Below are 13,232 nucleotides of genomic sequence, written 5' to 3' on the forward strand. Positions count from 1 at the left end.
TTCTGAGGCCCTTTTTTGTTTTTCCCCTTATTATGCCATCACACATTCAGCTTCTCCAGGTTTTCCTGGGTGAGCGGCTTGTTGATGTACTTTTTAACGTATTCGTATTTTTGGAGCGATTTACGTCTTGCGGGTTAATGGAGGAAGTGAGCATTACAATCTTGCACTTGCCTTTGGTCATGCCGGAAAGCTTGTCGAACTCGTCCAGAAACTGGAAACCATCCATCAGCGGCATGTCGATGTCCAGAAAGATCAGATCCGGAAGGATGCTTTCGCCGGCACCATCCAGCTTTTCGATGTTTTTCAGAAACTCGATGGCACTTTTGGCCCCGGTATGGGTGAAGATCTTATTTGTAATGTTACTGGCTTCTATCATTTTATGATTAATGAGATTGTCGATCTCATTGTCATCAATAAGCATGACAGCATTGTAGCGGGGTTTGTTCTTTTCTGCCATAAAGGTTGCAAAAAAATAAAATTCGGATGCAGGCATAATATACGAACCCTCATCCAGTAATACAATATTTGTTAAAATGTACCGTAAAAATACTATCTAAAAAAAGCTTTTGGAGCTCTTTTTGTTTACAGGTCGAATTTTATGCCTTGTGCCAGTGGCAGGTCCTGTCCATAGTTGATGGTATTGGTCTGCCGGCGCATGTATACCTTCCAGGCATCGGAGCCCGACTCCCGGCCGCCGCCAGTTTCCTTCTCCCCGCCAAAGGCGCCGCCAATTTCGGCCCCGCTGGTACCAATATTTACGTTGGCAATGCCGCAGTCGGAGCCGGCCTGGCTCAGGAACAGCTCGGCCTCGCGCAGGTTGTTGGTGATGATGGAAGAGGAAAGCCCCTGCGGCACCCCGTTCTGGATGGCTATGGCCTCCCGGATATCGCTGTACTTCATCAGGTACAGAATGGGCGCAAAGGTTTCGTGCTGCACCATCTCGTACTGCGGCTCCACCTCATAAATGGCTGGTTTTACATAGCAGCCGGTCTCATAGCCGGCCCCTTCCAGTACCCCCCCTTCTACTACGGTACGGGCGCCTTCGGCCTTCACCTTTTCAATGGTCTGCTGGTAGGCTTTTACGGCATCGGTATCGATCAGGGGACCTACGTGCATGTTACTATCCAGCGGATTGCCAATGCGCAGCTGCTTGTACGCATTTACAAGGCGCTCTTTAAAATCGGCGTAGATGCTATCGTGGATAATGAGGCGGCGGGTGGTGGTGCAGCGCTGGCCGGCCGTACCCACGGCGCCAAATACGGCGGCCGGAATGGCCACCTTCAGGTCGGCATCCTGGCTGATGATGATGGCATTGTTACCCCCCAGCTCCAGCAGCGATTTGCCCAGGCGGGCCCCTACGGCCTCGCCTACTTTTTTGCCCATGCGCGTAGAGCCGGTGGCCGATACCAGCGGTACGCGCTTGTCATGCGAAATGAGCTGGCCAATGCGGTAATCGCCCTGAATAAGGCAGCTTACCCCCTCGGGCACCCCATTGGCGGCAAACACCTCCTGCAGAATCTTCTGGCAGACCACGGCGGTCATGGGCGTTTTTTCAGAAGGTTTCCAGAGTACGGTATCGCCACAGACCCAGGCCAGGGCGGCATTCCAGCTCCAGACGGCTACCGGAAAGTTAAAAGCCGAGATGACCCCTACAATGCCCAGGGGGTGGTACTGCTCGTACATGCGGTGGTTGGGGCGCTCGGAGTGCATGGTAAGGCCATGCAGCTGGCGGCTCAGGCCCACGGCAAAATCGCAGATATCAATCATTTCCTGCACTTCGCCCAGGCCCTCCTGCAGGCTTTTGCCCATCTCGTAGCTGACCAGCTGGCCCAGGGGTTCCTTGTGCCGGCGCAGGGCCTCGCCATACTGGCGCACCACTTCGCCCCGCCTGGGCGAGGGCCAGAGGCGCCACTCGGCAAAGGCCTGCTGGGAGGTTTCAATCAACTGGTTGTAGTCGGCTTCGGTGGCGCTGTGCACCTGGCCGATCTGCTGGCCATCTACCGGCGAGCGGGAGGTGAGCAGCTCGCCGCTCTGGCCAAACCACTTGCTGCCGGTAGAAGCAGCCTGGGTAGTGGCCTGTATGGAAAACTGGGTAAGAATCTGCTGAAGATTAAAAGTTGGCTGGCTCATATAAAAAACGGAAACGATTAGCGCCCTAAAGGTAGGAAATTAGCCCGGAGTATCGAAAGCCCAAAACTAAAAAAGGCCACCCCTATTAAGGGCGGCCTCTTGTATACTTGTGTAGGCTGCTATGACCCGCTGGCTTACCAGGGCAGGCCGTAGTAGGCTTTCTGTCCGTCGGGATATACCCCCTCCAGCAGGGTGCCTTCGTTGCGCTTGCCACTCAGGATCTGGGCGGCATCGTCTACATTTTCAATCGGCTTGTGGTCAATGGCCGTTATGATAAAGCCTTCCTTTACTTTGGCATCGCGCAGCTTGCCGGCGCCCAGCTTTTGCACCTTTACCCCCTTGCTGATCTTCAGCCGGGCCTTATCGGCATCGGAGAGGTTGGCCAGCACGGAGCCGCCAATCTCCAGCGTATTGCTTTTGGCCAGCATGGTGGTAGTGCCCATGCCATTCTTCAGTACGGCATCTGCTGTGCGCACTTTGCCATCGCGGTAGTAGGTTACTTTCACCTTATCGCCGGGGCGGTTAATGGCCACCACTTCCTGCAGCTGGGCTACTGTATTTACGGGGCGGTTGTTGATCTCTACCACCACATCGCCCACCTTGAGGCCGGCTTCTTCGGCGGCACTGCCGCTGGTTACGGTATTAATGTATACGCCACGGTTTACCTTAAGCTCCCGTTCTTTGGCCAGCTGGGCGTTTACATCCTGGATCTGCACGCCCAGCAGCGCACGCTGCACGGTGCCAAACTCCTTGAGGTCGCGCACAATTTTGCTCACCAGCGTAGCCGGCACGGCAAAGCTATAGCCCGAGTAGGAGCCGGTAGGAGACGCAATGGCGGTGTTGATGCCGATGAGTTCTCCCCTTAGGTTCACCAGCGCACCCCCGCTATTGCCGGGGTTTACGGCAGCATCGGTCTGGATAAAGGATTCAATGGCGGTATTGACATTGCCCTGAATGTTGCTGCCGCGGCCCAGAATGCCAATGTTGCGGCCTTTGGCACTTACAATGCCGGCTGTAACGGTAGAGGTCAGGTCCAGGGGGTTGCCCACAGCCAGTACCCACTCACCCACTTTTACCGACTCGGAGTTTCCGTAGCTCAGGTAGGGCAGGTCGGTGGCATCCACCTTCAGCAGGGCAATATCGGTGGTGGGGTCTACCCCAATCACTTCGGCTGTATAGCTGCGGTTGTCGTTCAGGGTCACTTCTACCTGATCGGCCCGGTCAATCACGTGGTTGTTGGTTACAATGTAGCCATCGGCCGAGAGGATAACGCCCGAGCCACTGGAGCCCTGCGGCATCATACCGCCACGGCGCGGGCCGGGGGTGCCTTCTTCAAACAGATCAGGAAACATTTCTTCCAGCGGATGGCGGCTTTGCGGACGGCTGGCTGCATTGGCTCCGTATTTGGAGCGAATGTGCACCACGGCTGGCGTAGCCGTTTCGGCCGCATACACAAAGTTGAGTCCTTCGGGCACGGTAAAATCGCCCGACTCGAAATAAGAGGCCAGTCTGACATTCTGGCGCTCCATGTACTCGGTAAGGGGTACGCTGGAATCGTCCTGCAGGGCCAGCATGCTTCCTACCGCTACCATCCCTCCCACCAGCGCCGAGGTGACGGTCGTTAAAAAGAATTGTTTTTTACTCATAGTATATCCTTATTTTTTGATTTCAGTCTTTTGCGCAGCTACCAGCATAGGTGCAAAAATCATACAGCTAACGCACCATCAAGCCGATTTTTTATACCATTTAACACTTTTTAACGAAATAATCCACCGCCGGCACCCCTTTGCAGCCCACCTGTTACATCCGGCAGGGCCTCTTTTGCACGACTGCCTGAAAAATTGACAGACCGGTTCTTCTCAGGTTGCAGGGCCTCGGTGAATTCACGCTCGGCCGGTGGAGCGGTGTTGCCAGGCAGGTAAGCGGGAAGCGCCCACTTTAGCAAAGGGTGTAAAGCTCCTACAAAAGGGTACGTGCCTGAGAATGAATGGTTAAGGTTGGGCTGTTGAAAAACTGGCACAAAAACGCTAATATGGTGAGTTTTTAAAATCACACACCTCCTATGCCGGTGAAAGAACTTGACTCAGCACCGCTCCGTACAGGCCTCCCCCTCTGGCAGCTCTTGCAGCGGGTGGTGGGGCCGGGCATCCTGTTTGCCAGCTGTGCCATTGGGGTATCGCACCTGGTGCAGAGTACCCGGGCAGGGGCGCTCTATGGCTTTGACCTGGCACTGTTCATCATCCTGGCCAATGTGCTGAAGTTTCCGTTTTTTGAGTATGGCACGCGTTATGCCTGCGCCACGGGGCGCAGCATTTTATGGGGCTACCGGCAGCGCGGCCGCTGGATGCTGCTCCTGTACCTGGTACTGACGGGGGTCAGCATGTTTTCCGTAGCCTCGGCAGTTACCTTTGTGTGTGCCGGCCTGTTTGGCAACCTGCTGGGCCTTGCCGCTGCCGCCACCCCCTGGGTGGCCGGGGGCATTCTGCTGGTGTGTGTACTGCTGCTGGCCGCTGATAAGTTCAGCCTGCTGGATGGATCGCTGAAGATCCTGGCCCTGGTGCTGCTGATTACCACGCTCACCGCTTTTTTCGCCCTTATGTGGGATTGGGCCAGTGGCCAGCTGCCCGAGCGCCGGCTGGACCTAAGCAATACCGATATCTTTGCTGCCGGCAGCCTGCCCTTTATCATTGCCCTGATGGGCTGGATGCCCACGGCCGTTGATCTGAGTGCCTGGAACAGCATCTGGACGGTAGAGAAGATCCGGCAAACCGGCTATCATCCTACCCTAAAAGAATCGCTGTTTGATTTTAACCTCGGCTACTGGTTTTCGGCTGGCCTGGCCCTGTGCTTTCTGAGCCTGGGTGCGCTGGTGATGTGGGGAAGCGGTACGCCCCTGTCAGATAGTTCGGTGGGCTTTGCCGCCCAGCTCATCAGCCTGTACACCGCCGCCATTGGCGACTGGATCTACTACATCATTGCCATAGCGGCGGCAACGGTCATGTTCAGCACCGTCATTACCGTGCTGGATGGCTACAGCCGGGCGCTTGATGAAACCCTGCTGCTGCTGAGTCCCCGCTTTCTTAGAAAGAGGAGCGGACAGCGCCTGTACACCCCCATTCTGCTGCTGGTGGCAGGCGGGTCTTTTATGATCATCAGCCTGCTGGCCACGGGGCTTGCGGCCCTGGTCGATTTTGCCACCATTTTATCCTTTATTATTGCCCCCTTTATTGCTCTTATCAACTACCGGGTAATTTTGGGGAAGGAAGTAGCCCGGGCGCATCAGCCGGGCCGGGGCATGCGGATTCTTTCCTGGCTGGGGATCATCTTTTTATCCGGATTTACGCTGGTGTATGGCTATTACCTGCTGGTACTAGCCTGAAAAATTTTAGCGGGCCGCACTAATTTTTTTGGGGAGGTTCTTGCGTGTACCTGAAAAAGGCGGTAATATTGCATTCCCAAACAGGGAGAAACTCTCGGGCTAAGCCTATAGAGTGACACTCCTCAGTAGCTCAGCTGGTTAGAGCACCTGACTGTTAATCAGGGGGTCCTTGGTTCGAGCCCAAGCTGGGGAGCTTGAAAATGAGAAGGTTACGGCGAAAAGCGGTAACCTTCTTTTTTTTGCTACATACAATCTACATACTCAGTCTCTTATATTACCCACCAAAAAACATATCTGGTAGTTGGCCGCTATAATTCTTACTTATTCCAGCTCCGCCTGCTTTGCCGGTCACTCCCCAAAAAGTAGTACACCAAAATATTATTGGATTCTGAGTCCTATGAATAGGTTGGAGCAGCAAGTTCGGCCAGCATAAGGGACACCATGACAGGTTTAAGCAGTGAAGAATTGTTCTTACTGCTTATGAGTGACGAGGGAACTAGCTGATGTCCTTACTAGCTTGTTGATCTGGTTGATTTTTTCAGAAAACAGCTGTTGTAAGTCCTGCTGCAGACTAACTACCCTTGTTGCATAGCTACCGATATCTTTTAAAAATCTTGCTGCTCACCCAAAAGATTTGAGCAGGCTCAGCGGTTTCAATAGCCCTTCGCCTGGTAAAAAGAAAATATTTACCATCCGGTGTTAAGGCAGGGGCCATTTCAATTCCTTCTGAGTTTATGTCGGGCCCCATGTTTACCGGCTCTGTCCATTTTCCATTTTCGTTGAAGGATATGTAGAGATCACAATGGATTACGCCTCCGCTTTCAAGACCATATCCTCCCGGCCTGTTGGAATGAAAAATCAGGAAGCTCTCGTCCGGGGCAATCAAAGGATCACTCTCATGATATTCTGTATTGACCGGGTAGGGCAGCTTTTCAAGTCCGCTAAATGAATTACCCTCTACTACAGCCCTATATAGATCGCCATTCCAGGCACTTGTTCCTTTTCCCCGTTCGGAGGCAAAATACACTACTCCTCTATCGGTCATGGACAGGTGCCACTCACTGGATTTGCTGTTGATGAGAGTGTCCAAGAGCTCCGGTGTACCCCAGCCATCAGCCGTTTTACTGGAGCGGTATATATCTGCATGCCACTGTTCCCCAGCTGCGGGTGCCAGCAAGGCCGTAAAATAAAGAGTGTTGCCATCCCGAGTTATAAAAGGCTCCCCTTCGTAAGTTCTGTCCTTCAAATAGAGTGTATCCTTTTTCTCCAAGTCATTTGCTGAAATCCGAATCATTTTGCTGGGAAACCAGCTATCGCTGGTAACAGCATAATACAGCTCGGTCCCATCCGGGCTAAAAGCACAGTAGCCAACATGTTCACCGTTTTTTGTAATCAGCCTCTCCGCAAAAGGAACTGGCTTTAGCTCCGGCGGTTCCTGATCGAAGGTTAAATAGGCACGTGAAGGCCCGCAACCCAGAAGACAAATGGCCAATCCGAAAATAAGACGCTCTATCTTCATGTTCATTAGGATGAATCTATAGCAACATTTTAGTAAATACCGTCTACAAACGATGCTCCTAACCGGAAGCATTTCATCCTCAACCAATCATCAGCACCTTTTTTATCTCGGCAGAATATGTAGGCAGCGGTCCTCTGGAAGAGGCAACAAAGGCCCCCACCTGGTTGGCAAGGTCGGCAGCCTGCAGGGCATCTGCTGTTTTCAGGTAGAAGCTCAAAAAAGCCGCACTAAAGGAATCTCCGGCGCCCACCGTATCGACTACCTTGGCGGGATACCCTTTTACAAAACTTAGCTCCTCCTGTTCATAGAGGTAGCAGCCCTTGGCGCCTGCCGTAACAATGATCAGGCGAATGGAATACTCTTTCGCAAGCTGCCTGGCAAAGGCTTCAATGCTCATCTCTTGCCCATAGAACATGCTGGCCAATACGCTTACCTCATCGTCGTTGAGCTTTAGGATGGTACAGCGCTCCAGTGACTGCCGGATGACCTGAGGCGTATAGCTGTTTTTGCGCAGGTTGATGTCGTAAAACACTTCCTTAAACGTCTGGTGCTCCATCAATTGGGCCAGCGCTTCCCGGGATACACTATTCCGCTGGGCCAAGGTCCCGAAATACAACACATCGAAAGCTGTACCGGCAAATGACTGTTCCCTAAACTGTATGTAATCGTAAGCCACCCCTTCTAGAATGGTATAAGAGGGCTGTCCGTCTCTGACTTCTACAGGAACTGTGCCGGTTGGATGTGTTTCATCCAGCTGCACATAGTCGGTGTGGACCCCAAATGCGCTGATCTGCTCCAGGGCTCGCTTTCCCAGTTCATCCTGACCCAGCCGGGAAAAGATGTAGGATTCCTCTCCCAGCTGCGCCAGGTGGGCCGCAAAGTTGAGAGGAGCCCCGCCCAGGTAATGCTCCCCTTCAATAATATCAAACAGGATTTCTCCAAAGGATAAAACGCTCATGCCTTAATTAGTTACGGCCAGGGAAGCTTCCTGCTCCCACCATTTAAGGGGAAGGCGCAGCTCGTTAATGGAATTGACAATCAGGTCGGGCTTAAACGCATACTTCTGCAGATCTTCCCGTTTAGAAACACCCGACAGCACCAGAATGGTCTTGTAACCTACCTGCACCCCGCCCTGGATATCGGTACTCATGGTGTCGCCAATGATGGTGGTATGGGCCGTTTCCAGCCCCAGGGCTTTTCTGGCAGAGCGCATCATCACCGGGCTGGGCTTGCCCACCTCAAATGCCTTAATGCCGGTTGCCTCTTCGATCATGGCCGTAACTGCCGCAATGCCCAGATTCGCCCATCCCCGCTTTTTTGGCGATGGATCCCGGTTGGTGGTGATAAACTTCGCCCCTTCCAGGATCATGTCGACGGCCTTCTGCACCATCTCCAGGGTAAAATTACGGCCCTCTCCCAGCACCACAAATTCAGGATCTGTTTCCACCAGGGTTATTCCATTCTCATGCAGGCTGGTGAGCAGGCCTCCCTCGCCAAGCACATAGGCGGTGCCGTTTGGCTCCTGTCCGGCTAAGAACTTTCCGGTTGCCATGGCGCTGGTATACACATGCTTTTCGCTGACTTCTATGCCCAGCTTTTTGAGCTTGCGGGTTACCTCCAGCGGGGTTCGCTGGCTGTTATTGGTCATGAACATGAAGGGAATGTCCTGCTTGATGAGGTTAGCAATGAACGTATCGGCGCCGGGTATTAAAATATCTCCGCCATAGATCACCCCATCCATATCGATTAATAAGCCGTAGGCCATAAGGGTATAATTAAGTTATTTCAGGTTTAATTGGCTGCGCTCCAGATCGACTTCAGCTCGATGAGCTCTCCGGATTTCAGCTGTACTTGTCCTCCACTTGTCTGAAGGGTAAGAAAGGTAAATGGTTCATCGGGGAAAAGAACATCGGTCATCACCGTTTTGCCGCCATCGGCAAAGAACTCTACCGAGGCAACATCTACTAACAGTTGCAGGTGATGAGTGGATCCGGTAGCAATTCGGGGCGCCCAGTGGATACCGCCAAAATCATCTGAAAAGGTATGGGCACCTGCGGCTGTTCTGTTGATGAAGTATTCGTTTCTGGCGGCATCATAGCCAACAACTGCTTTTTGCCCCATGCTATTGGAAAGCTCCACCATAAAATCGCTGTCTGCTCCAGCAGTTACCAGGTTCAGATTCAGTGCGAAGGTAGCAGGGGTGGCCGACAAGGTTTCACTAATGTTCAAGACACCTGAAACAGGCTGAGCCTGCAGGTTATGAGTGGCTCCATAAATAGCTTGTAATTCGTTTACCGGCTGGGATGTAAGTCTCAAACCGGCTGCCGTATTTTCCAGGCTCAGGCTGCGGGCTACCGTCATGGCACTGCGCCAGTTTTCGGTAGGCACCAGATTGGCATAGGCCCAGTTGCTCATCCAGCCCATAAACAGGCGGCGCCCATCTGCTTTTGGCACATCCGACCAGGTAACGCCGGCATAGTTATCGCGGCCCCAATCCAGCCAGATGCCTTCTTTGCTCTCTTTGGCAGGTTCAGCCGCAAACATGACCTGATCTAACAGAACATGGCCCCAGCCACCCGTTTCAGTATCGATCACCTCAATACGAGCTTCCTGTCCCCTTAACGCTTTGGTATCCCAGGCCACCCAGTCCAGCGTCTCGCTGTTTTTCCCAGTGGCGGTTTTTACCACTTCATTGTTCACCAACAGGCGTACAGCGGTACCAGTGGGATGCTTCCCCCCGCCCACCAGCAGGTTGATGTAATCGCTTTCAATGGTAAAGGCAGGAGAAATAAGCTTCCCCGTACTGGCATCGCCCCTGCGGAAACTGTTGACCACACCCTTGTCCCTGAAGCCACTTACCTTTTGCTGGCTTTCAATGGCGCCAGTGGCAGGTGCTGAACCAAAGGCCTCGCCCTCAGCCACCCAGCTTCCCCAGTCTTTTCCTTCAAAAGCGGCAAACACCTTGCCGGCAGGCACAGCGGGCTTAGCAGAAAGCTGCTGGGCAAACTGCTGGTCCAGTACAAATTTGCTGCCGTCAAAGTCCCCTACAAAGTATTGGGTGGCGGAGCCTCCGTTGGGGCCTCCGGGATTGATGCTCACCAGCAGCACCCACTTTTCCTGATTGGTGCCTGCAACCGGCATCTTAAACAGATCGGGACATTCCCACACCCCGCCATGGCCCCCTACGTTTGCACCAAAATCACTTTCGTGGCGCCATTCCTTCAGGTTCTTAGAAGAGTAAAAGCTGATGTGATCAGCCACGGCCAGGGCCATAATCCATTTTTGCTGCTCCTCGTGCCACATCACCTTTGGATCCCTAAAATCCCGGATGCCCGGGTTGGGCAGCACCGGATTGCTGGCATACTTGGTCCAGCTACGTCCCTTATCCACACTAAAGGCAATGCCCTGGGTCTGAAAATCATTTCTGCCGGCCCGCTCTGCCTCAGCATTGTGGTAGGTAAAGATGGCTACCAGCGGCGGGTTCTCTTTGGAACCCAAGCCAGAAGTATTGTGAACATCTACCACGGCACTGCCCGAGAAGATGGTTCCCAGGCTATCGGGATAAAGACCGATGGGTAGGTGCTCCCAATGTACCATGTCTTTGCTTACAGCATGGCCCCAATGCATAGGTCCCCATACGGTGCTATCGGGGTTGTGCTGGTAAAAAAGATGGTATTCACCCTCATGATACACCATGCCGTTTGGATCGTTCATCCAGCCAGAAGGTGGCGTAAAGTGAAACTGAGGACGGTGCTTTTCTGGAAAGCTATTGCTGATAGTAGCAGGAGCATGCTGACTTGTTTCTGCTGTTTGGGAATTGGTGCCACAGCTATACAGCACAGCACAAAATCCAAGCAAAAGGGGTACTCTTTTCATGGTATGATGTCGAAAGAATGAAACCTTATTCTATAATTATCTTTTTGATCACCGTTTTACCTCCGCGGAAGTCGATCTTCAGAAATCGCATGCCAGTACTCTGCTGCGCCGGTAGAAACACTCTAGCACCGGTGGCATCCGGCCTATGCTGAAGAGGCAGTTGTGCTCCGGTGAGGGCATACAGGGTTACCGCTTCAACCGGCTCCGGACTCTGGATCTGCAGCGTTTCTTTTGCCGGATTTGGGTAAATCGCTACCGATGCCTGTAGCAGCGGGTCATTTCCAGTGGCAAGTACAGGCTCTTCGGGCCGCCAGATGGATTTCATCATCCAGAAGTCAAGAGAAGCTACCGCTACTTCTTCTGATCCGAAAAATTGTATCTGATTGGCCTGAGCAGAAGGAAAGATGCGGGCGGTTTGTACCACCGCACCTCCATTTACGAACACCTCTACCGAAGACTCATCTACAAAAATCTGAAAGCGCAGCTCCTGTGGCTGCTGCCCCTCCAGCGGAGCATAGAACACCTTCTCATAGGTGCCTGAGAAGCTAAAGCCCGATTCCTTGCGATCAAGGTATACTGCTTGGCGGAGGGGATCATATCCAACTTCAGTGTATTCTCCATGTCCTTTGCGAAGCCGAACGCCTGTGTTAGTAGAAGTAGTTGAGGGTAAAAGAGTGAAATCTAGTTCGTAGCGAGTGCCGCTTACTTTATCGGCTGTTAACTGCTCATTCAGTGCCTGAATGGAGTGCTGTGCGTATGTAATGTGTGCCTGATTAGCTCGCAGGCTGTTCAGTTCTGTCACCGGCTGTTGGTAAAGCCTGATGGCGCCTGCCGCATTGCGCTGCAGACTCAGGGCTCTGGGCAGCGACATGCTTCCTCTCCAGCTGGAGGTTGGAAGTGCTCCGGCATAAGACCAGTTGTTCATCCAGGCCAACCACACCCGTTCATATGCTGAGGTAGGAGCATTTTCCCAGGAACGCCCGGCATAGAAATCGGGACCCCAATCGGCCCAGAAAGGAGTTCCGGCATCGTCAATAAGAGGTTCATTGGCAAAGTAAATATGGTCTACATTGATGTGGCCCCATCCACCGGATGCGTAATCGACAATCTCAATCCTGGCCTGCTGCCCCTGGTGCTGGTGCACATCCCAAGCGTGCCAGCGCAGCTGTTCCCCATCTTTGCCAGTTGCCGTAGCTACCACTTCGTTGTTTATCAACAGACGAATTTCTGCCAAGCCTGCTAAATTACCACCACCGATGAGAAAGTTGATGTACGCATGCTCAATGGTAAAGAAGGCTGACAGCAACCTTCCCTGCGGTTCATCTCCATTTAGGTAGGAATTGACCAGCTGCTGCCCTAAATATCCCTCCACCGGTTGTTGGTTGGCCAGGGTACCGGCTGCAGGCCTGCTGCCAAAGGCGGTTCCTTCTACTGTCCATCCATTGTAGCTCTCCCCCTCAAAATCTTCAAAAAGAACACCCTCGGGCAAGGCTTTCTCCTGCTGCAAATGCGCACTAAATTCATCGCTAAGCCTAAAAGTAGCCCCATCAAAATGACCCAGGAAATACTGGGTCCCCGAACCACCGGAAGGCGAGCCAGGATTTAAGCTTACCATAAGCACCCAGAGCGGTTCAGCCTGACCTTCTACTGCCAACGGAAAAAGATCTGGACACTCCCACACCCCACCATGAGCACCTAGTCCCTTACCAAAGCTGCTTTCATAGGTCCATTCTTTTAGGTTTGCAGAAGAATAGAAATCAATCTGATCCAGCACCGCCAGGGTCATAATCCATTTGCTACTTTCAGCATGCCAGAATACCTGAGGGTCCCGGAAATCAGCCTTACCAGGGTTGGGCAGCACCGGATTCCCTGAATACTTTTTCCAGCTTCTGCCTTTATCGAGGCTGTAGGCCAGACTTTGTTTTTGTGTAGTACCTGCGCTGGTATATAAGGCCACCATGGCCCCTGCTCCAAAGCCAGCCGTGTTGTGGTGGTCTATGACGGCACCTCCTGAAAAGATCTGCCCCTGCGCATCGGGCAGCAAGGCGGTAGGCAAGGGCTTCCAATGCACCAGATCAGTGGAAACGGCATGCCCCCAGGACATGTTGCCCCATTGGGTACCTTGGGGATTGTATTGGTACATAAGGTGGTACTCCCCATCCAGGTAGACCATGCCGCAGGGATCGTTGATCCAATTTACATAGGGAGAAAAATGATATTGTGGCCGGTAGGGCTCCTGATAGGCCTGCCCATACGCCTCTGCTAAGAAGGCTAACAGCAGCACGAAAACTGATATGATACCCGACCCTTTCATAGTACTTTTCTTGA

Annotated in this window: 9 protein-coding genes, 1 tRNA gene and 1 pseudogene; 2 read left to right on the top strand and 9 right to left on the bottom strand. The window is 52.9% G+C overall.

Features of this window, described 5'->3' with window-relative positions; genetic code table 11:
- Positions 1–46: 46 nt before the first annotated feature.
- The 3 genes from ADICEAN_RS00530 to ADICEAN_RS00540 all read right to left on the bottom strand — a co-directional run bounded on the left by ADICEAN_RS00530 (position 47) and on the right by ADICEAN_RS00540 (position 3,776).
- Positions 47–457 (bottom strand): response regulator, encoded by a 411-nt coding sequence (locus ADICEAN_RS00530; protein WP_009193527.1) that lies wholly within the window; start codon positions 455–457, stop codon positions 47–49.
- Positions 458–582: 125 nt separating this feature from the next.
- The gene (gene amaB / locus ADICEAN_RS00535; protein WP_009193528.1) at positions 583–2,130 is read right to left on the bottom strand and encodes an L-piperidine-6-carboxylate dehydrogenase; all 1,548 of its coding nucleotides are present in this window, start codon (positions 2,128–2,130) and stop codon (positions 583–585) included.
- Between the two features lie 134 nt (positions 2,131–2,264).
- The gene (locus tag ADICEAN_RS00540; RefSeq protein WP_009193529.1) at positions 2,265–3,776 is read right to left on the bottom strand and encodes a Do family serine endopeptidase; all 1,512 of its coding nucleotides are present in this window, start codon (positions 3,774–3,776) and stop codon (positions 2,265–2,267) included.
- 416 nt (positions 3,777–4,192) lie between these two features.
- Between ADICEAN_RS00540 and ADICEAN_RS00545 the strand changes: the two genes are divergently transcribed.
- Complete coding sequence (locus ADICEAN_RS00545) at positions 4,193–5,509, top strand: NRAMP family divalent metal transporter (RefSeq protein WP_009193530.1); 1,317 nt, start codon at positions 4,193–4,195, stop codon at positions 5,507–5,509.
- A 119-nt stretch (positions 5,510–5,628) separates the two neighbouring features.
- Positions 5,629–5,702 (top strand) — tRNA-Asn (locus ADICEAN_RS00550).
- A gap of 399 nt (positions 5,703–6,101) precedes the next feature.
- On the opposite strand, the gene ADICEAN_RS00555 is transcribed toward ADICEAN_RS00550, so the two are convergent.
- The 6 genes and pseudogenes from ADICEAN_RS00555 to ADICEAN_RS00575 form a co-directional block, all read right to left on the bottom strand.
- A complete protein-coding gene (locus tag ADICEAN_RS00555; RefSeq protein ID WP_009193531.1) occupies positions 6,102–7,028 on the bottom strand; it encodes a TolB-like translocation protein in 927 nt (308 codons plus the stop codon).
- A gap of 79 nt (positions 7,029–7,107) precedes the next feature.
- Positions 7,108–7,986 (bottom strand): carbohydrate kinase family protein, encoded by an 879-nt coding sequence (locus ADICEAN_RS00560; protein ID WP_009193532.1) that lies wholly within the window; start codon positions 7,984–7,986, stop codon positions 7,108–7,110.
- Positions 7,987–7,989: 3 nt separating this feature from the next.
- Positions 7,990–8,793, bottom strand: coding sequence for an HAD-IIA family hydrolase (locus ADICEAN_RS00565; RefSeq protein WP_009193533.1), 804 nt, complete (start codon positions 8,791–8,793; stop codon positions 7,990–7,992).
- A gap of 26 nt (positions 8,794–8,819) precedes the next feature.
- The gene (locus ADICEAN_RS24005) at positions 8,820–9,572 is read right to left on the bottom strand and encodes a GH32 C-terminal domain-containing protein (protein WP_236612843.1); all 753 of its coding nucleotides are present in this window, start codon (positions 9,570–9,572) and stop codon (positions 8,820–8,822) included.
- A gap of 468 nt (positions 9,573–10,040) precedes the next feature.
- Positions 10,041–10,904: pseudogene (locus ADICEAN_RS24010) on the bottom strand (glycoside hydrolase family 32 protein); the annotation flags it as partial.
- A 25-nt stretch (positions 10,905–10,929) separates the two neighbouring features.
- A complete protein-coding gene (locus ADICEAN_RS00575) occupies positions 10,930–13,218 on the bottom strand; it encodes a GH32 C-terminal domain-containing protein (protein WP_009193535.1) in 2,289 nt (762 codons plus the stop codon).
- Positions 13,219–13,232: the final 14 nt, after the last annotated feature.

The sequence above is a fragment of the Cesiribacter andamanensis AMV16 genome (assembly GCF_000348925.1).
Classification (GTDB): domain Bacteria; phylum Bacteroidota; class Bacteroidia; order Cytophagales; family Cyclobacteriaceae; genus Cesiribacter; species Cesiribacter andamanensis.